Origin of the sequence: Kitasatospora sp. NPDC088548 (assembly GCF_044753005.1) — a bacterium.
Classification (GTDB): Bacteria; Actinomycetota; Actinomycetes; order Streptomycetales; family Streptomycetaceae; genus Kitasatospora.
This window is the reverse complement of sequence record NZ_JBIVMI010000021.1, coordinates 1-16,247: the sequence shown is the minus strand read 5'-3', so window position 1 is coordinate 16,247 and position 16,247 is coordinate 1. Positions and strand designations below refer to the sequence as shown.

Below are 16,247 nucleotides of genomic sequence, written 5' to 3'. Positions count from 1 at the left end.
GCGATGATCGCCACATGGACGCGACGCCCCGGACCGGAACCCGTCGGATACCGCCCCTCTCCCGCACGGCCCTGCTGCTGGCCGGCGCCGCCCTGCTGGCAGGCTGCGGCAGCACGCAGGTGACGGGCGCGGGCGGGGGAGCGCCCGCGCCGGGGCGTGGCACGGGCGGCCCCACCGGCGCGACGGCGACCGGCACCGCGACCTCCACCTCCGCCGCGACCGCCACACCGACGCCGACCCCCGAACCCACCTGCTCCCCGGAGGGCGTCCTGCTGGCCGCCGAGGAGGCGAACGCCGCGATGGGGCTGCGCGTCATGGCGATCCGGCTGACCAACTGCGGCACCCGCCCCTACAAGCTGAACGGCCGCCCCGACGTCCGCGTCCTCGGCGCCGAACGCGAGCCACTCGACGTCAACGTCCGCCGCGGCTCGGCGGGCATCGCGACCATCGAGGGCTTCGACGCGGCCCCGGCCCCGGTGACGCTCCAGCCCCAGGAGTCCGCCGTGTTCCAACTGGTCTGGCGCAACACCGTCACCTCGGGCACCAAGGACAGCGGCCAGTACCTCGATGTCGCGCCCCTCCCGGGCCGCCCCCGTGTCACCGTCCCCGCCTATCTCGACCTCGGCACCACCGGAAAGCTGGGCGTCGGCGTCTGGACCAAGCCGAGCACCAACCGGCCGACCGCCCCCGCCTATCCTCAGACCCAGACCCAGACCCAGCCCCAGACCCAGCCCCAGACCCAGACCCAGAGCAGGCCTTAGCCTCGCGCTTTCACCGATAGGTCCGGGTCGTCGTCAAGAAAGCTGCACTCCTCAGACCGGCGGATATGGATGCGCCTCCAGGATTTCCCACATCGCCGACCTGCGCGCGCGGAGTGCCAGGCTGCGTGATGAGGAGAATCAGCGGCCGGGTGATCTCGGGTAGAGAGCTCTCGCATGGCGAACCGGAGGCCCGGGCGAAGAGTGATTCGGGATATCAGGAATTCCATCGCAAGGAGATCGCCGCAGCCGTCGCGGATTTCCCCTGCTCCCAGGTCGCCGAAAAGGTTCACCAGGATCTGTTCAAGGAGTTCATCGGCCCCGAAGCCATGGCGGAGGCGAGTATTCCGAATGTGGAACCGCTCTCAAAGGGAACTCCCGGATGGGATGATCGCCGTTGATCCGCACTGAGCGTGACAATAGAGAGGGCGCACGATGAGTCTTCTGGTGGCCGAGGAGCTGAGGCTCGACTTCGGTTCGACCCGAGCCCTGAACGGGGTGTCCTTCGATGTCGCACCACGGGAGATCGTCGCCGTGACGGGCTCCAGCGGCTCCGGCAAGTCGACGCTCCTCCACTGCCTGGCCGGCATCCTGCGGCCGATGAGCGGAACGGTCCACCTGAACGGCGAGCGCATCGACGACCTCCCCGAGGCCGGGCGCAGCCAACTGCGCCGCAAGGACTTCGGGTTCGTCTTCCAGCTCGGCGAACTCATCCCCGAACTCTCGATCCTCGAGAACGTGGCCCTTCCCCTACGGCTCACCGGCACTACCCGCAAGGCGGCGGCCCAGCGGGCGGCCGAAGGCCTCGCCCGCCTGGAGATACCGGATCTGGCGGACAAGCGCCCCTCCCAGGTCTCCGGGGGCCAGGCCCAACGCGCCGCCGTGGCACGGGCCCTGATCCACCGGCCGAAGGTCGTCTTCGCCGACGAACCCACCGGAGCCCTGGACACCGTCAACGGCGAACGCGTCCTCACCGCCCTCACCACCGCCGCCCGCGACCAGGGCGCCGCAGTCGTCATCGTCACCCACGAAGCCCGCGTCGCCGCCTGCGCCGACCGCGAAGTCCTCATGAGCAACGGCGAGATCGTCGGCGTGAAGGGACGGGTGTGATGCTGCGCGCCCGCCTGTTCCCCCTCCTGCTGGGCCTCAGGCTCGTCCGCGGCTACGGCCGTTCGGGATGGGCACGCGTCTGCCTGATGACCGGAGGCACCGCGCTCGGCGCCGTCGTCCTGCTCACGGCCCTCGCCGTCCCCGGCATGCTGGGGCACCGGGCCGAGCGCACCGACGCCAGGACGGTCCTGTGCGCGGCCACCGACGGCCAACCCGCGGCCGGCTGCGGACTGATCGGGGAGAGCGTGTCCGACACCTGGCAGGGCACGCCCCTGCAACGCCAGCTCGTCCCCGCCGCCCACAGCGCCACCGCGCCGCCGCCCGGCCTCACGGGCCTTCCCCGGCCCGGCGAGCTCATCGTCTCCCCGGCACTCAAGAAGCTCTACGACACCCCCGGGAACCAAGCCCTGCGCGACCGCCTGCCCGGGCGCCTCACCGCCGTGATCACACCGTCCGGACTCCTGCAGCCCGATGAACTCCTCGCCTACATCGGCGTCGACCAGACCCCGGACGCCTACGTCCAGCACCCCGCCGGGTACGGGCCCCAGGCCCACGGCGCGACTGGACCAGCCATCGTCGCCCAGGCCGGCGCCGTCGCGGACACCCGCAAGAACACCGTGACCCTCATCGTCGGGATCATCGCCGTCCTCACCCCGGTCCTCCTCTTCCTCGCCTCCTGCGCCCGCCTGTCCGCCGCCACCCGCGACCGGCGCCTGGCCGCGCTGCGCCTGCTGGGGCTGACACCGCGCCAGACCCAGGTCGTCAACGCCGGCGAGACGGCCGTCGTCTCGACACTGGGCGTCCTGGTGGGCCTGGCGGTCTTCGAAGCCCTGCTGCCCGCCGCGTCGAGCTGGACCGTCGCCGGCTACGGCTGGTTCTCCGCCGACCTCCAGCCCCCGCTGTGGCAGACCGCTGCCCTGCTCCTGGCCGTCCCCGTGCTGGCCGTCTGCGTGGGCGCGGTCGCGGTGCGCCGCGTCACCGGGGTCACCCGGGCAGCCCGCGCGGACGCGCTTCCCAAGCCCCTGTCCCCGTGGCGCCTGGCCCCCCTCGGGCTCGGCGCCGCACTCAGCGGCTACGCCGCCCTGAGCCCGGCCCCCGAGATGGGTGACCCCAACACCCCCATGCTTCTGGTGATGGGCGCGGGCCTCCTGCTCACCTTCGTCGGTGTCACGGCCGCCACCCCCCTGATCGCCAGGACCATCGGCGTCCTGCTCGGCCGCCTCGCCCGATCGGTCGCCGTCCTGCTGGGCGCCCGCCGTCTGGAGGTCGAGGCCGCCACCGCGACCCGGGTGGTGACGGGCCTGGTCCTGCTCGTCTTCGCCAGCACGCTCGGCCAGTCGGTCTTCGCCGCCGTCGAGTCACGTGCCTCCGCCGAGTCCTGGACCCAGCTCATGGCTCCCGGAGTCCTCCAGGGCCCGGCGGCGACGGCCGAAGGCCTGCCCGTGCCGGAATCCGCGCTCAGGGACGTGCCCGGCGTGCGCGAGGTCGTCCCGGTGCGGCGGCTGCAGACACCGCTGCCCGCCGCGCTGCAGAACGCACCGGGCACACCGGCCGGTGCCGCCGGCTTCCCGGCGGCACCTCTGAGCATGCACAGCGCGGTCGTTCTCTCCTGCTCCGACCTGGCCACCCTGATCAAGCAGCCGCCCACGGACTGCCAGGAAGGCACCGCCTACTGGCTTCCCCAGCCTCACCAGGGAACCGACCCCGCCGCCACGGGCCCCCTGACGCTCATGGCCCAGACCCGGCCCGGCGCCGCCGTGACCGTCACCCCTCCCACCCGCACCCTCGCGGTGCCCGACCTCTACGCCGTCTCCGACAACTCGCCGCTGGCCGCCGACATCCTGCTCCCGCCCGACACCCCTGGCCTGTCCGAGCTGAGCGCCCCGGCGGAGAGGTACCTGATCGCCACCGACGGGAAGTCCGCGACGTACGAGGCGCTGAACGCGGCCGTGGCCCGCCTGGACCCGAGCCTGACGGTGTCCGTCCCGGACATCGCGCTGGAAGCGCAGTACCAGTTCCCGCTCTTCCGGGCCCTGCTGATCCTGGGGACGCTGCTCACCCTCGTCATCTCCTTCGCCACCATCGCGGTGGGGTCGATCGACCGGGCGATCGAGCGCCGCCGGGAGGTCGCGCTGCAGGCGGTGGTGGGTGTGCCGCTGCCGACCATGCGGCGCGCCCAGCTCGTCCAGATCCTGGTCCCTTACGGAGCGGGCATCGCGCTCGCCCTGGGCCTGGCCCTCCTGGCGGGTCGCGCCTACGGCCGCACCGGGGGGACCCCGGGCGGCGTCCCGCTGGACGCCTTCGCGAGCATTGCCGGCATCGCGGTGCTCGGCGCGGTGGCGGCCGGCCTCAGCGCGCTCCCGGCCCTGGGGCGCAGGGTCAAAGCGGAGTTCCTGCACCGCGAATGACCCTTCCCCCGGGTTCTCGGGCCGGCCCGAGAACCCGGAGACAGGCCGGTCGTGGGGGGCCTGGGCCTCAGGTCGTAGACGCCGATGGGGGAGAAGAACACGAACCAGTCGCTGCCCGAGCCGTTCCGCATCGACGCCATCTCCTCGCCCTCCGCCCATCGGGAGTCGAAGGAGTGGTACCGGCTCTCCCAGTCGTCCGGGCTGAGGGTGGCGTCGAGCATCGCGAGTCCGCGGCAGCGGTCGCGAAGGTCGGATACGGCGGGCAGGCGGCTGAGCAGTGTGTTCATGCAGCTATCCAATCCGGCGGGGCCGACAGGTCGGCATTCGGTGGACCGACGCGGCGCAGTCGTGGGGGGATGCCTGCGCCGCGTCGGGTCTGTGGGGGTGTGGGTGGGCGGGTGAGGGCTCAGAAGGCGGGCTGGTCGTTGAGTTCGACGATCAGCAGGTCGGTGAGCCGGACGGTGTACCAGACGTCCTGGCTGCCGCCGCCGCCCCAGAGCTCGGTGAGGCGGACCGACGCGAAGCCGTACTCTTCGTTGACCTGCTGGACGGACCAGTTCTCCGGGACGTTCTGGGCGCGGAACACCGGGTCGGCGTCGTGTTCATTGGCCCAGGCGTCGAGGCGGAAGTTCAGGTGTGGGCTGAGGAAGCGCTCGCGGACGGCCTGTGGGGTCTCGCCGCTCTCGCCGAGCACCGCCCGCCGGTACTCCTCGAAGAAGGTGACCACCTGGTGGGCGGCGGGGGTGCCGGCCCGGACCTCCACCCGGGACACACCGGGTGTGCCGGCGGGCAGGGCGAGAGCCTGGGCAGGGGCGGCGATCAGGCCGCCGATCGCGAGCAGTGCGGCGGCGCCGGCCAGGGCGGCGCGCATGGTGTTCGTGCGATTCATGAGGGAATTCCATCATTCGCCAACGAACTCTGTATATCGCCGGAAGGGGTGGTTTAGCCTGCTGGCGATATTCTTTGACGATTGGTCAGATGTAATTTTCGCCCGCGTCCCGGCCCTTTCCCGGCGCGCCCGCGAAGGCCTGCGCGATCGCCAGCCAGGCCGTCGCCGTCTCCCCGGAGGCGGTCAGGGCCAGATCGTCCCGGTGCCGGCGCTGGGTCACCAGCAGACAGAAGTCCAGCGCCGGCCCGCTCACCCGGTCCGCCGCGTCCTCCGGCCCCCACACCCACAGCCCGCCGTCCGGCGCGGTCAGTTCCAGCCGCACCGGGACCTCCGGCACCGGCAGCCCGTGCAGGGTGAACGCGAACCCCATGGTCCGCAGCCCCAGATGCGCGATGTGCCGCAGCCGCGCCGACGGCTCCCGCACCGCGCCGAGCGCGTCCGCGACGTCCTGCCCGTGCGCCCAGGTCTCCATCAGCCGTGCGGTCGCCATCGAGGCGGGCTTCATCGGCGGTCCGAACCACGGCAGCCGGATGTCGGTCGGCACCGCACCCAGCGCCGCCAGCACCCGCTCCCGCCCGGACCGCCAGCGCGCCAGCAGCAGCCGGGGCTCCTCGGCCGCGCCGCGCGCCGCACCCTCCTCCACCGGGCCCGCCCCCGCCGCCGACGGCTTCCCGAAGAGCCCGCCGACCGCCTCCGCGAAGGCCGCCGCGTCGCGCGCGGAGAGCTCTGCCCAGTCGTCCGTCCACGCCAGATGGGCGATCTGGTGCGCGATCGTCCACCCCTCGGCGGGCGTCGCACGGGCCCACTCCGCCGGCGCCAGAGCGGCCACCAGGCCGTCCAGCACCTCGCTCTCGGCCCGCAGATCGCCCAGCAGGCCGGCCAGCACGTCCGGAGCACCCGGCTCACTCGGGCTGTTCGGGCTCGTCATGGACATCCCCTTCGCATCGGTCGTCGTCCCGGGCGCCGGTGACCCGCCGGTGACCCGCCGGTGACCCGCCGGTGACCCAGGGCCGCACCCTACGACGCGCCGCGCGGATCCGCCGGACACTCCACGGAACACGCACGTCACGACTCTCGCCACCGGCCGTACCGCGTGTGACAATCGCGCGATGACAAGGGCTGCGGACACCCCCATCCAGGCGGCCGGCGGCGCTGTCACCCGGGCCGTCACACCCGTCGCACCCGTTGCACCCGTCCCCGGAGGCCTCGCCCCGGACCGACCCGACGACCTCGCCGTCCGGGCCGCCGAGTTGGTCAGGGACGCCCTGCTCGGCGACCTGGCCCGCCGGGTGGTCGCCGACTGCGGCGCGGACGTCGGCCTGGTCGGGGTGCCGGACGAGGACCCCGCGCGGCGCGCCCGGGCGGGCGCGGGCCCGGACGGCATGGTGCTGCGCCGCTGGGCCGGTACCCGGGCCGATCTGCTGCACGACCTCGCCGTCCCCGCCGGGACCGGCCTCGGCGGCCGCGCGCTGGCCGAACGCGCCCCCAACTGGGTGCCCGACTACCGCGCCGCCACCACCATTTCGCACCACTACGACGCCGCTGTCGTCGCCGAGGACCTGTACGCGATGCTCACCGTCCCGCTGCTGCACGGCGGTACCGTCTACGGGGTGGTGTACGCCTCGCTGCGTGCCGTCGTCCCGTTCGGGGACGTCCGGATCGCCGCCGTCACCAAGCTCGCCGCGGCCGCCACCCGGGCGCTGGCCGGGGCCGCCGCCTGGAGCGGGCCGGGCCCCTGGAACGGGTCCGGCCCCCGAAGAGCCGCCGCGGCACCGCTGCCGACCCCGCTCACCCGCCGGGAGCACGAGGTGCTGCGCTGGGCGGCGACCGGCCGGACCAACCCGGAGATCGCCGCCCAACTGGGCCTCACCCGCAACACCGTGACCGGCTACCTGAAGAGCGCCATGCACAAGCTCGGCGTCCGCAACCGGACCGAACTCGCGCTGGCTGCGCGCGAGTCCGGCCTGGTCGACGAGGCGGGTTGAGTCGAAGGTCGAAGAGCGTTGCGGCGATGGTCAGTTGACCTTCCGGTCCCGCCCCGACCAGTACGGCTCGCGCAGCCGGAACTTCTGCAGCTTCCCGGTGGTGGTCCGCGGCAGCGTGTCCCGGAACTCCACCGACGTGGGCGACTTGTAGCCCGCGAGCCGCTGCTTGCAGTGCGCGATCAGCTCCGCCTCGGTCGTCGCCCCCTGCCCCGGCTTGAGCACCACCAGCGCCTTGACCGTCTCGCCCCACTTCTCGTCCGGCACACCGATCACCGCGACCTCGCCCACCGCCGGGTGGTCGTACAGACAGTCCTCCACCTCGATCGAGGAGACGTTCTCCCCGCCGCTGATGATGATGTCCTTCTTCCGGTCCGAGATGGTCAGATAGCCGTCGGTGAGGGTGCCGCCGTCCCCGGTGTGGAACCAGCCGTCCCGGATCGCCTCGGCGGTCTCCCGCGGCTGCTGCCAGTAGCCGTTCAGCACGACGTTGGAGCGCACCAGCACCTCGCCCTGGTCGTCCACCCGGACCTGGTTGCCGATCGCCGGCGCGCCCGCCTGCACCAGCCGCTCGGCCCGTTCGGCCGAGGGGAGTTCGTCCCACTCGGCGCGGGTGCGGTTGACCGTCACCACCGGCGAGGTCTCGGTCAGGCCGTAGATCTGCATGAACTCCCAGCCGAGTTCGGACTCGATGCGCTGCACCACCGAGGTCGGCGGCGGGGCGCCGGCCACGATGATCCGCACCCGGTCCCGGCCGGGGACGGGCCCGTCCCAGTCGGCGGCCGCCTCCAGCACCATCGAGATCACCGCCGGTGCGCCGCACAGGAAGGTCACCCCGTGCCGGTCGATCCGGCGCAGGATCTCGGCGCCGTCCACCTTGCGCAGCACGATGTGCCGTGCGCCCAGCCCGGTCAGCGCGAACGGCAGGCCCCAGCCGTTGGCGTGGAACATCGGCAGCGTGTGGAGGTAGACGTCCCGGTCGCCGGCCCCGAAGTGCAGGCCCATCAGCACGGCGTTCAGCCAGATGTTGCGGTGGGTGAGCTGAACGCCCTTGGGGCGTGCGGTCGTTCCGCTGGTGTAGTTGATCGTCGCGGTGTCGTTCTCGGCGATCTCGTACCGGCGCGGCGCGTGCGCGAAGTCGTACAGCAGCGCGTCGCTGTCCGGGCCGATCACGAACTTGTGCTCGGCGACGACCCCGGCCAGCGGTTCGGCGACCTCGGGATCGACCAGCAGCACGGACGCGCCGCTCTGCTCGACGATGTACGAGACCTCCTCCGCCTTCAGCCGGAAGTTCACCGGCACCAGCACCCGGCCGTGCCCGCTCACGCCGTACATCGAGGTCATCAGCCGGGCCGAGTTCTGCGAGACGATCGCGACCCGTTCACCCGGCCCGATGCCCAGCCGGTCCAGCCCGGCCGCCTGCGCCCGTGCCAGTTCGGCGACCCGGCGGTAGCTCAGCTCGCCCCAGGATCCGGCCGGCTGCACCGGCTCGTCGACGATGCCGACCCGGTCGCCGTAGACCAGCTCGGCCCGGTCGAGGAAGTCCATCACGGAGAGTGGAATCTGCATGCGCCCACTGTCCTCCGCCCTCCACATCCTGCACACCCCCGATCGGGGGTGTCACCCGTTCGGGGAAGGCCGGCCTTCGCTTGCCGATCCGGGGGCGACCAGCGGCCGGGAACGGGCGGCTGCTAGGAAGGTCGCAACGCACCGATCCGCGGTGGGAACGACGGGGGAGACCGGGACATGACCGACCGACCAACGGCCCCAGAACCTGTCCGACGGTCTCAGGTGAGCACCCTCACCGGCACGTTCCCGGTGGCCGACGGACTGCTCCTGCGCCCGTTCCGGGACGAGGACGGACCGGCCCTGGTGGAGATCTACCGCGATCCGCTGCTGCGCCGTTTCACCAGGCTCCCGGTGACGGACGCCGGGGACGCGGCCCGCTGGCTGGACGTGCAGCGCCGGGGCCGGGCGGACGGCGACCGGTACAGCTTCGCGGTGCTGGAGCCCGGCGCGGCGCGCGCGGGGGAGCAGTTGGTCGGCAACGTGGTGCTCAAGTGCGGCACCCCGGGCGGGGCCTCGGCCGAGGTGGGCTACTGGACGGCGGCCGCCGCCCGGGGCCGCGGCGTGGCCCCGCGCGCGGTGGAGGCGCTCACCGCCTGGGCGTTCGAGGTCTTCGCCGCCGACGGGCTGGTCCGGCTCGACCTGCTGCACCAGGTGGACAATCCGGCCTCGTGCCGGGTGGCGGAGAAGTCCGGCTACCGCTTCCGGAGGTCCTGCCCGCCCGGCCGCCGTTCCCCCGGGACGGCCATCTGCATGTGCGGACGGTGACCCCGCCCGGCTAGCGCTCCGGCCGCACAGGTTCGCCGGGTCGGGCGGTCAAGGTTCTGCAGCTCGGCACCGGCAGGGCCAGGATCACGGTGCCCCGCGACGCGATCGTCGACGTCGAGGATCTGCACACCGGGTGGAAGGACTTGCTCTACAGGACCCGGCGGCGCTCCGGCTCCGGCGGGCCGAGGATCCGGATCTCCGGGACCATGGGGTTCGGACGGTTGAAGGCCACGTGCGGCGTCAGGCAGGATCGACGAGACCCGTAAACAGGTTGGACCGAAGCGAAGAAGCAGGTCAGAGTGGTCTCATGGCTTCTCTTGTGCGACATGTGACGATCGATTGCACCGACCCCTTCCGCCTCGCCGAGTTCTGGGCGCAGGCGCTGGACGGCACGGTGGGCGAGGACGACAACCCGGGCGACGCGGAGGCGGTGGTGGAGTCGGCGGGGGCCTCGCTGCTGTTCATCGGCGTTCCTGAGGGCAAGTCGGTGAAGAACCGCGTCCACCTGGACCTCCAGCCGCAGGACCGGTCCCGGGAGGAGGAGGTGGAGCGTCTGCTGGCCCTGGGCGCCACCCTGGTGGCGGACCACCGCACCCCGGACGGGCTCGGCTGGGTGACCCTGGCGGACATCGAGGGCAACGAGTTCTGCGTCGAGCGCAGCGCCGCCGAGCGGGCCGCGACCACCGGCGCCTGATACCGCGCAGCCCGGCGGCCGGGCAGCCCGGGTCCCCGCGTTCCGGGGACCCGGGCTTCGGTGGCGCGGGCTTCGGTAGACCGCGCACCCGTCCTCAGTCGATCGTGGCCGACCACGGGCCCCGGGACAGGTGGATCACGCCGTCCGGGGTGACGGTCGCATCGGCTCCGTACAGCGGCAGGCCGCCTTCGACCAGGCTCCTGGTCCGGACCCGTTCCAGCTCGGTCCAGAGCCGCTGGGGCCCGGCCTGGTGGACGATGGGCGGCTCGAACCGGACGGCCGTGGCCCGTGCCCACGATCCGTCGCGGTGGACCAGGTACGCCGTCCGGGACCCGGCCCTCTCTTCGAAGTCGTACTCGATGCCGGGCACCGAGACCGACAGGAACGACCAGGTCTCCCACGCCTCCCGCACATCGCTCACGGGGTAGCGGCCGGTCGTGATGGACTCGCCCTCCGCCTCGCGGGCGGTCCGGAACAACTCGGCTGGTCCGGGTGGGTAGTTCGCGCCGTGCCGGGTGCCCATGAACCCGGCCCGGTCGCGTTCGATGTGCCCGCGCGCTCCGCCGTCCGGGGTCTTCCAGGCCGTGAGGATCAGTGCGGTGTCCCGGATCGTGGTGACCAGGCGCCCGCCCTTCCGCAGCGCGGCGAGCCACGATGCCGGGACCGGCCGGACGCCCACCGTCGAGACGATGCGGTCGTGGTCGCCGGGGAGGGGCCCCGTCGCGTCCACGGCGGCGAACGCCGGGTGCAGGCCGAGGGCGGCCAGCCGGTCCCGCGCGGCGTCCACCAGGTACGGGTCCACGTCCACGCTGGTCACATGCCCGGAGCCGAGCCGCAGCGCCGCGTAGGCGGTCAGCCCGCCGGCCCCGGTGCCGATGTCCAGCAGATCGTGCCCCTGGTTGATCCGGCCGTGCCGCAGCATCTTCACCACCAGGGCGGCGAGCGTGGCCGACGACGTGGGGAGCCCGGTCGGGTGGTCACCGGGCTCGGCGTGGTCGGCGTGGTGCCCGCCGACGCTGGTCACGGCCGACTCGTTGCCGTAGGCGACTCGCGCCCAGCGCTCCGGGTCGTCCTCGCCCTTGTGCAGCGTCCAGCCCTCGGGCCCGTTCTCCCACCAGTTCGGGAGCAGGGTGTGCCGAGGGGTGTCCGCGACGGCCGCGCGCCAGCGGGAGTCGGGTTCGGTGGCGCGCTCTGCCAGGGCGGCGGCGTGGTGCTGCCAGTTCATCAGCGTGTTCCTTTCCGGTAGTTGCCGGTGATCTCCGGCTCGGTCATGCGAGGCACCCTGGGTGCTTCACCGACCTGGGGCTCCGTGATCGCGGTCACGAAATCACCGCTCGCATGGGCGAGTTGATGCATGGTGGTGCCCCGCCCCGGACGGGGAAGGGTCTCGACCGGCGTCCGGGGCGGGAGTCTCAGAGCCCCTTGCGGGCCCGTTCGTACGGGTTCTGTACGACGGCCGGCCCGGCGCAGCGGAGTGCCCAGGTGAAGGGCTTGCCGTTCTCGTCCAGGCTCCGGAAGGCGACGGTGGTGTACCGGATCTCTCCGGTGATCGGATCTCCGGTCCGCTCGCGTCCGAGGAACACCCCGGTCCGCCCGTCCGGAAGCGTGGCCTCGGCCTGCAGGGCGGGCAGGTCGAGGGATTCGACGCATCCGCCCTCCGCCCGCCGGGGGCAGCCGCAGTCCAGCGTGGGGACCGCGGCCAGGGTCGGCGCGCCGCTCTCGAATGCAGCTGAGTTGGCGTACAGCGGGACGTACCCGTCGGCAACGATTCTGGGGGAGTTCATCGGTAGCACGGTGCTGGTCCTTCTTCGGGTCCTCGCTGGACTTCCCGTTGGACTCGTCCAGCGGCGCGCTTCTAGGCGTCCTGCTTGTGCGCGCCGGGTTCGGCCTTGCTGTTCATCCCTTGTGGCGACGCTCAGTTGGGCGTCCCCACCCGTCCCGCCGGGGTGTCCGTGACGGGCGGGGCCTCGATTCCGCACGGGCGAACCGACGTGCTCCCCGTCGTCCGCGCGGAAGATCAGACCGGCCGGTCCGGGGGCCAGGCACCCCGGGGGCGACGGTGGCCCGGGTGATCCGGGTGGTTGTCCATCAGCACGCCGAGCAGGCTGAGGGTCGTCTGCGGGTCGAACACCGGGCGGTCGAGTTCCTGCCGGATCATGCTTCGGGTGATCTCGCGGCCGATCTCGGCCTCGTACTGTTCCTGCGCGAGTATCCGGTCGTACTCGCGGGCAGCCCTTCGGCGCCTGGGGCTGACCCAGAGCACCGGGGGCCAGAACTGCAGGTAGACGCCCCAGACCCAGGTCCACGTCACCCGGGGTTCGGTGGCCAGCCCGCGCAACATCCGGCCGAGGAAGGCGATTCGGGAGTGGGGGTTCACGCGATGGCCCCCTCGGTACGGGTGTGCATGCCGGCCCGCAACCGGGCCCGGTGCCGCTTCCGTTCGGCGCGCTCGAACCCGACCACGCACAGGGGGAGTGTCATCGGATCGTCAGGGGGGCCGTAGGTCGGTCCCGGCGCGACCAGGGTCCACCGGTCGCAGCAGAAGCAGCGGCCGAGGTTCCACGCCGTCCGGTCCGGCAGCGTGTAGCGCTCCATGGGTGGTGCCCTACGCCGCGTCGCCGGCCGAGGGTTCGGGCAGTCGTCCGGGGGGCTTGCCCCGACTCGTGGGGGGCTTCGAGTCCATTGGTCTGACGAGCGGTTGGATCTCGCTCGGGTAGGTGGTCCACTCGATCCCGCCGTGTTCCGGCCGCAAGTAGACCTTGCCGGACTCGGTGCCCATGTAGGCACCGTGGACGCCTCGGTGGGCCATGTCCTTGACGATTTCGCCGAGCTGGGGGACGTACAGGGGGTCGGTGGGGGTGGTTCGCCGCGTCAACGTCCGTTCCTCTCCGTAGTGGATCCACTACCCAGGGCTGCCTACTGTGGCTTACAGTTGGAAGCGTCTTCAACCTGTCGGAAGAGAACGAAAAGTTGGGGCGGTGGACTATGAATCGCCGGGATCTGGACCCAGACTCGTCGCCGGGTGCCGCCTTCGGGGCACGACTCCGCAGTTCACGAGAGGAGCGCGGGTGGATTCAGGATGAGCTGGCTGAACGTATGGGCTACTCGGGAACGCATGTCTCCGCCGTTGAAACAAATCGCAAATCCCCAACCCGTCGATTTGCGAAGAGAGCTGACGAAGCGCTGGGAACCGGAGATGTGTTCGAGCGCCTGTGGCGGGTGGTCCGGCACGCGGCACTACTTGAGGGCTTCCCGGAGTACGTGCTCCACGAGGCCCGAGCGGTCGAGATCCGACTCTTTGAGTTGGGGATCATCCCGGGGCTGCTCCAGACGCCGGAGTACGCTGCGGCCGTCGCAGCCGGAGCAGTGCGACGGAGAAGCATTACCGAGCAACAGGCCAACGAGCGTGTCGCGTTCCTCGCGGAGCGACAGGCCCGCCTGGATCGGGACTCGCCGCCGCTGATTCACGCGGTGCTCGATGAGAGCTGCATCCGTCGGCCGGTTGGTGGCCGGGCGGTCATGTCGGCGCAGCTGGATCGGCTGGTTGCCTTTGCCGAGCTGCCGCACACGGTCTTCCAGGTGGCCCCGTACGAGATAGGTGAAAGCCGATCGTTCGACCTGCCGGTGAATCTCTTGACGCTCCCTGACAGATCGCTGGCGTGCTACGCGGAGTCCGCGCAGCAAGGGCACCTGGAACGGGACAGCGAGTCCGTACTACCTACGCTGACCGCCTACCATCAGCTACAGGCCGAGGCGCTGTCGCAGGCTGCCTCCGTGGCCATGATCCGCCAGCTACGAAAGGAACTACCGTGACCGAACCTCGCTGGTTCAAGTCCTCTTACAGCAGCAACGGTGGCAACTGCATCGAGGTGGCCGCCAACTTGGCCAGCACCCACGGTGCCGTGCCCGTGCGTGACTCCAAGGACCCCGAGGGCCCTGCCCTGGTCTTCCCTGCTGCCGCGTTTGCCGCGTTCGTGGCGGGCGTCAAGGTCGGCGAGTTCGGCACCGTCTGACGCCGCGCCCCGAGACCCCACCACCTCTCCTCGATGTGGTGGGGTCTCTCGCTGTCTCACACAGGGTGCGTACTGCGAGTGCCGCCTGTCGGGGCGTTTGGAACGAAACAGCGAGTCCGCACCCATGCGACCGCCTACCATCAACTACAGGTGGAGGCACCGTCGCAGGCTGCTTCCATGGCCGTGATCAGCCGGCAATGAAGGGGAACTACCGTGACCGAACCTCGCTGGTTCAAGTCCTCTTACAGCAGCAACGGTGGTGACTGCATCGAGGTGGCCGCCAACTTGGCCGGCACCCACGGTGCCGTGCCCGTCCGTGACTCCAAGAACCCCAGCGGTCCCACCCTGCTCTTCCCCACCGATACGTTCGCTGCGTTCGTGGCAGGCGTGAAGGCCGGTGAGTTCGGCGCCGCCTGACGCCACGTCTCCCAGCGTGGAGGAATCTCCGTTCGCAAGGCAGGAGAGGAATAGCACTCATGACCGACTCAGATCTGTCCGGCGCTTCCTGGTTCAAGTCAAGCCACAGCGGCAACGGCGGTTCCTGCGTTGAGGTAGCCCCCGACTACCCCGGGCTTGTGCCCGTCCGCGACTCCAAGGATCCGAGCGGCCCCGCCTTGATCTTCCCTGCTGATGCGTTCGCCGCGTTCGTCGCGGGCGTCAAGTTGGGCGAGTTCGGCACCGCCTGACCATCAACTACAGGACGAAGCACCGTCGAAGACTGCTTCCGTGGCCGTGATCAGCCGGCAACGAAGGGAACTGTCGTGACCGAACCTCGCTGGTACAAGTCCTCATACAGTGGCAACGGCGGGACATGTGTAGAAGTCTCGCCCGACCACCCGGGCATCGTGCCCGTCCGAGACTCGAAGGACCCTGAGGGTCCCGCCTTGGTCTTCCCCACCGATGCGTTCGCTGCGTTCGTCGCGGGCGTCAAGGCCGGGGAGTTCGGCACCGTCTGATGCTGCGCCCCGAGCGCACACCGCCCGAGATCCTGCCACCTCTCCGGCGTGGTGGGGTCTCTGCTCGCAAGGCATGAGAGGAACAGCACCCATGGCCGACCTGGACCTGTTCGGCGCTCGTTGGCGCAAGAGTTCACACAGTGCCCAAGAGGGGCAGTGCGTCGAGGTGGCTCCGGACTATCCCGGGCTTGTCCCTGTCCGTGACTCCAAGGACCCTGAGGGTCCCGCGCTCGTCTTCCCTGCCGCCGCGTTCAGCGTGTTTGTGGCGGGCGTCAAGACTGGCGAGTTCGGCACCGTCTGAGGCGATGTCTCTCGGTGTGGAGGAATCTCTGTTCGCAAGGTGCGAGAGGAGTAGCACCCATGACCGATCCCGTAGACCTGACCGCTGCTTCGTGGTTCAAGTCGAGCCACAGCCAGAACGGCGGGACGTGCGTCGAGGTGGCCCCCGACTACCCCGGGCTTGTCCCCGTGCGCGACTCCAAGGACCCCGAGGGCCCCGCACTCGTCTTCCCCACCGCCACGTTCGCCGCGTTCGTCGCAGGCGTCAAGGCCGGTGAGTTCGGCACTGTCTGATGCTGCGTCCTGAATGCACATCGCCCGAGACCCCACCACCTCTCCGGCGTGGTGGGGTCTCTGTCCGCAAGGTACGAGAGGAATGGCACCCATGACCGATCCCGTAGACCTGACCGCTGCTTCGTGGTTCAAGTCGAGCCACAGCCAGAACGGCGGTTCCTGCGTCGAGGTGGCCCCCGACTACCCCGGGCTTGTCCCTGTCCGTGACTCCAAGGACCCTGAGGGTCCCGCGCTCGTCTTCCCCACCGCCACGTTCGCCGCGTTCGTCGCAGGCGTCAAGGCCGGGGAGTTCGGCACCGCCTGATCGACGGCATACGGACCCGGACCCGGACCGGGTGTGGACGGTCACGTAATTTCCCCGTTGTCCCCCTCTCCCCAAGGCCTGCTCGAACTCGCCTGCAGCATCATCCGCCTCCGACGGCTCCGCAAATCATTCTTACTGATCGTTTCAAAATGAGTTCAGCTCAGGGGCTTGGCAGTTGATGTGTTCGGGCGGCAGAGTGCTCCACGTGTCGGATGATCTTGTGCCT

General features: G+C 71.0%; 23 protein-coding genes and 1 pseudogene. 16 read left to right on the top strand and 8 right to left on the bottom strand.

Going from position 1 to position 16,247, the window contains the following annotated elements; translation table 11 throughout:
- The first annotated feature begins 14 nt into the window (after window positions 1-14).
- The 4 genes from ACIP82_RS24970 to ACIP82_RS24955 all read left to right on the top strand — a co-directional run bounded on the left by ACIP82_RS24970 (window position 15) and on the right by ACIP82_RS24955 (window position 4,276).
- On the top strand, window positions 15-761 hold the full coding sequence (locus tag ACIP82_RS24970) for a DUF4232 domain-containing protein (RefSeq protein ID WP_400656391.1): 747 nt from the start codon (window positions 15-17) through the stop codon (window positions 759-761).
- A gap of 128 nt (window positions 762-889) precedes the next feature.
- Window positions 890-1,159 carry a hypothetical protein gene (locus ACIP82_RS24965; RefSeq protein WP_400656389.1) on the top strand — a complete coding sequence of 90 codons (270 nt, stop codon included), beginning with the start codon at window positions 890-892 and terminating at the stop codon, window positions 1,157-1,159.
- A gap of 34 nt (window positions 1,160-1,193) precedes the next feature.
- Window positions 1,194-1,868, top strand: a complete 675-nt coding sequence (locus tag ACIP82_RS24960; RefSeq protein WP_363613898.1) for an ABC transporter ATP-binding protein — start codon at window positions 1,194-1,196, stop codon at window positions 1,866-1,868.
- Window positions 1,868-4,276 carry an FtsX-like permease family protein gene (locus tag ACIP82_RS24955; protein WP_400656387.1) on the top strand — a complete coding sequence of 803 codons (2,409 nt, stop codon included), beginning with the start codon at window positions 1,868-1,870 and terminating at the stop codon, window positions 4,274-4,276. Before ACIP82_RS24960 ends, ACIP82_RS24955 begins: the two co-directional genes overlap by 1 nt.
- Before the next feature lie 406 nt (window positions 4,277-4,682).
- Here ACIP82_RS24955 and ACIP82_RS24950 read toward each other — a convergent pair whose 3' ends face one another.
- Window positions 4,683-5,165 carry a hypothetical protein gene (locus tag ACIP82_RS24950; protein ID WP_363613902.1) on the bottom strand — a complete coding sequence of 161 codons (483 nt, stop codon included), beginning with the start codon at window positions 5,163-5,165 and terminating at the stop codon, window positions 4,683-4,685.
- Between the two features lie 85 nt (window positions 5,166-5,250).
- On the bottom strand, window positions 5,251-6,093 hold the full coding sequence (locus tag ACIP82_RS24945; RefSeq protein ID WP_363613904.1) for a TIGR03084 family metal-binding protein: 843 nt from the start codon (window positions 6,091-6,093) through the stop codon (window positions 5,251-5,253).
- A 181-nt stretch (window positions 6,094-6,274) separates the two neighbouring features.
- On the opposite strand from ACIP82_RS24945, the gene ACIP82_RS24940 reads away from it, so the two are divergent.
- Window positions 6,275-7,150, top strand: coding sequence for a LuxR C-terminal-related transcriptional regulator (locus ACIP82_RS24940; RefSeq protein ID WP_400656383.1), 876 nt, complete (start codon window positions 6,275-6,277; stop codon window positions 7,148-7,150).
- A 30-nt stretch (window positions 7,151-7,180) separates the two neighbouring features.
- Here ACIP82_RS24940 and ACIP82_RS24935 read toward each other — a convergent pair whose 3' ends face one another.
- Window positions 7,181-8,716 carry an AMP-binding protein gene (locus ACIP82_RS24935; protein ID WP_400656381.1) on the bottom strand — a complete coding sequence of 512 codons (1,536 nt, stop codon included), beginning with the start codon at window positions 8,714-8,716 and terminating at the stop codon, window positions 7,181-7,183.
- 222 nt (window positions 8,717-8,938) lie between these two features.
- Here ACIP82_RS24935 and ACIP82_RS24930 point away from each other — a divergent pair, with 222 nt between their 5' ends.
- From ACIP82_RS24930 to ACIP82_RS24920, 3 genes and pseudogenes are all read left to right on the top strand, one after another.
- Window positions 8,939-9,481 carry a GNAT family N-acetyltransferase gene (locus tag ACIP82_RS24930; protein WP_400656379.1) on the top strand — a complete coding sequence of 181 codons (543 nt, stop codon included), beginning with the start codon at window positions 8,939-8,941 and terminating at the stop codon, window positions 9,479-9,481.
- 56 nt (window positions 9,482-9,537) lie between these two features.
- Window positions 9,538-9,747 (top strand): annotated as a pseudogene (locus ACIP82_RS24925) (hypothetical protein); the annotation flags it as partial.
- Between the two features lie 41 nt (window positions 9,748-9,788).
- Entirely contained in the window at window positions 9,789-10,175 is a 387-nt protein-coding gene (locus ACIP82_RS24920) for a VOC family protein (protein ID WP_363613912.1), read from the top strand.
- A 94-nt stretch (window positions 10,176-10,269) separates the two neighbouring features.
- Here ACIP82_RS24920 and ACIP82_RS24915 read toward each other — a convergent pair whose 3' ends face one another.
- The 5 genes from ACIP82_RS24915 to ACIP82_RS24895 form a co-directional block, all read right to left on the bottom strand.
- The gene (locus ACIP82_RS24915; RefSeq protein WP_400656376.1) at window positions 10,270-11,400 is read right to left on the bottom strand and encodes a methyltransferase domain-containing protein; all 1,131 of its coding nucleotides are present in this window, start codon (window positions 11,398-11,400) and stop codon (window positions 10,270-10,272) included.
- Window positions 11,401-11,587: 187 nt separating this feature from the next.
- Window positions 11,588-11,959 (bottom strand): hypothetical protein, encoded by a 372-nt coding sequence (locus ACIP82_RS24910; RefSeq protein ID WP_400656374.1) that lies wholly within the window; start codon window positions 11,957-11,959, stop codon window positions 11,588-11,590.
- A 233-nt stretch (window positions 11,960-12,192) separates the two neighbouring features.
- Window positions 12,193-12,552: a hypothetical protein gene (locus tag ACIP82_RS24905; protein ID WP_400656372.1), complete on the bottom strand. Its 360-nt coding sequence runs from the start codon at window positions 12,550-12,552 to the stop codon at window positions 12,193-12,195.
- The gene (locus ACIP82_RS24900; protein WP_400656370.1) at window positions 12,549-12,770 is read right to left on the bottom strand and encodes a hypothetical protein; all 222 of its coding nucleotides are present in this window, start codon (window positions 12,768-12,770) and stop codon (window positions 12,549-12,551) included. The genes ACIP82_RS24905 and ACIP82_RS24900 overlap by 4 nt, the downstream gene beginning before the upstream one ends.
- A 10-nt stretch (window positions 12,771-12,780) precedes the next feature.
- Window positions 12,781-13,050 carry a hypothetical protein gene (locus tag ACIP82_RS24895; protein ID WP_363613922.1) on the bottom strand — a complete coding sequence of 90 codons (270 nt, stop codon included), beginning with the start codon at window positions 13,048-13,050 and terminating at the stop codon, window positions 12,781-12,783.
- 110 nt (window positions 13,051-13,160) lie between these two features.
- Between ACIP82_RS24895 and ACIP82_RS24890 the strand changes: the two genes are divergently transcribed.
- The 8 genes from ACIP82_RS24890 to ACIP82_RS24855 all read left to right on the top strand — a co-directional run bounded on the left by ACIP82_RS24890 (window position 13,161) and on the right by ACIP82_RS24855 (window position 16,021).
- Complete coding sequence (locus ACIP82_RS24890) at window positions 13,161-13,988, top strand: helix-turn-helix domain-containing protein (protein WP_400656368.1); 828 nt, start codon at window positions 13,161-13,163, stop codon at window positions 13,986-13,988.
- Window positions 13,985-14,188, top strand: coding sequence for a DUF397 domain-containing protein (locus tag ACIP82_RS24885; protein ID WP_400656366.1), 204 nt, complete (start codon window positions 13,985-13,987; stop codon window positions 14,186-14,188). Before ACIP82_RS24890 ends, ACIP82_RS24885 begins: the two co-directional genes overlap by 4 nt.
- A gap of 213 nt (window positions 14,189-14,401) precedes the next feature.
- Complete coding sequence (locus ACIP82_RS24880; RefSeq protein WP_400656363.1) at window positions 14,402-14,605, top strand: DUF397 domain-containing protein; 204 nt, start codon at window positions 14,402-14,404, stop codon at window positions 14,603-14,605.
- Window positions 14,606-14,664: 59 nt separating this feature from the next.
- On the top strand, window positions 14,665-14,874 hold the full coding sequence (locus ACIP82_RS24875) for a DUF397 domain-containing protein (protein WP_400656361.1): 210 nt from the start codon (window positions 14,665-14,667) through the stop codon (window positions 14,872-14,874).
- 75 nt (window positions 14,875-14,949) lie between these two features.
- A complete protein-coding gene (locus ACIP82_RS24870) occupies window positions 14,950-15,144 on the top strand; it encodes a DUF397 domain-containing protein (RefSeq protein WP_400656359.1) in 195 nt (64 codons plus the stop codon).
- A 91-nt stretch (window positions 15,145-15,235) separates the two neighbouring features.
- Entirely contained in the window at window positions 15,236-15,445 is a 210-nt protein-coding gene (locus ACIP82_RS24865) for a DUF397 domain-containing protein (RefSeq protein ID WP_400656357.1), read from the top strand.
- 59 nt (window positions 15,446-15,504) lie between these two features.
- Window positions 15,505-15,717, top strand: coding sequence for a DUF397 domain-containing protein (locus ACIP82_RS24860; protein ID WP_400656355.1), 213 nt, complete (start codon window positions 15,505-15,507; stop codon window positions 15,715-15,717).
- Window positions 15,718-15,808: 91 nt separating this feature from the next.
- Window positions 15,809-16,021: a DUF397 domain-containing protein gene (locus ACIP82_RS24855; protein WP_400656353.1), complete on the top strand. Its 213-nt coding sequence runs from the start codon at window positions 15,809-15,811 to the stop codon at window positions 16,019-16,021.
- Window positions 16,022-16,247: the final 226 nt, after the last annotated feature.

Excerpts from the sequence above, each read along its gene's own strand:
- ACIP82_RS24910 (WP_400656374.1), bottom strand. The coding sequence starts at position 11,959 with ATGAACTCCCCCAGAATCGTTGCCGACGGGTACGTCCCGCTGTACGCC.
- ACIP82_RS24940 (WP_400656383.1), top strand. The coding sequence starts at position 6,275 with ATGACAAGGGCTGCGGACACCCCCATCCAGGCGGCCGGCGGCGCTGTC.
- ACIP82_RS24920 (WP_363613912.1), top strand. The coding sequence starts at position 9,789 with ATGGCTTCTCTTGTGCGACATGTGACGATCGATTGCACCGACCCCTTC.
- ACIP82_RS24860 (WP_400656355.1), top strand. The coding sequence starts at position 15,505 with ATGACCGATCCCGTAGACCTGACCGCTGCTTCGTGGTTCAAGTCGAGC.
- ACIP82_RS24965 (WP_400656389.1), top strand. The coding sequence starts at position 890 with ATGAGGAGAATCAGCGGCCGGGTGATCTCGGGTAGAGAGCTCTCGCAT.
- ACIP82_RS24900 (WP_400656370.1), bottom strand. The coding sequence starts at position 12,770 with ATGGAGCGCTACACGCTGCCGGACCGGACGGCGTGGAACCTCGGCCGC.
- ACIP82_RS24855 (WP_400656353.1), top strand. The coding sequence starts at position 15,809 with ATGACCGATCCCGTAGACCTGACCGCTGCTTCGTGGTTCAAGTCGAGC.
- ACIP82_RS24960 (WP_363613898.1), top strand. The coding sequence starts at position 1,194 with ATGAGTCTTCTGGTGGCCGAGGAGCTGAGGCTCGACTTCGGTTCGACC.
- ACIP82_RS24865 (WP_400656357.1), top strand. The coding sequence starts at position 15,236 with ATGGCCGACCTGGACCTGTTCGGCGCTCGTTGGCGCAAGAGTTCACAC.
- ACIP82_RS24970 (WP_400656391.1), top strand. The coding sequence starts at position 15 with ATGGACGCGACGCCCCGGACCGGAACCCGTCGGATACCGCCCCTCTCC.
- ACIP82_RS24945 (WP_363613904.1), bottom strand. The coding sequence starts at position 6,093 with ATGACGAGCCCGAACAGCCCGAGTGAGCCGGGTGCTCCGGACGTGCTG.
- ACIP82_RS24915 (WP_400656376.1), bottom strand. The coding sequence starts at position 11,400 with ATGAACTGGCAGCACCACGCCGCCGCCCTGGCAGAGCGCGCCACCGAA.
- ACIP82_RS24955 (WP_400656387.1), top strand. The coding sequence starts at position 1,868 with ATGCTGCGCGCCCGCCTGTTCCCCCTCCTGCTGGGCCTCAGGCTCGTC.
- ACIP82_RS24875 (WP_400656361.1), top strand. The coding sequence starts at position 14,665 with ATGACCGACTCAGATCTGTCCGGCGCTTCCTGGTTCAAGTCAAGCCAC.
- ACIP82_RS24935 (WP_400656381.1), bottom strand. The coding sequence starts at position 8,716 with ATGCAGATTCCACTCTCCGTGATGGACTTCCTCGACCGGGCCGAGCTG.
- ACIP82_RS24890 (WP_400656368.1), top strand. The coding sequence starts at position 13,161 with ATGAATCGCCGGGATCTGGACCCAGACTCGTCGCCGGGTGCCGCCTTC.
- ACIP82_RS24950 (WP_363613902.1), bottom strand. The coding sequence starts at position 5,165 with ATGAATCGCACGAACACCATGCGCGCCGCCCTGGCCGGCGCCGCCGCA.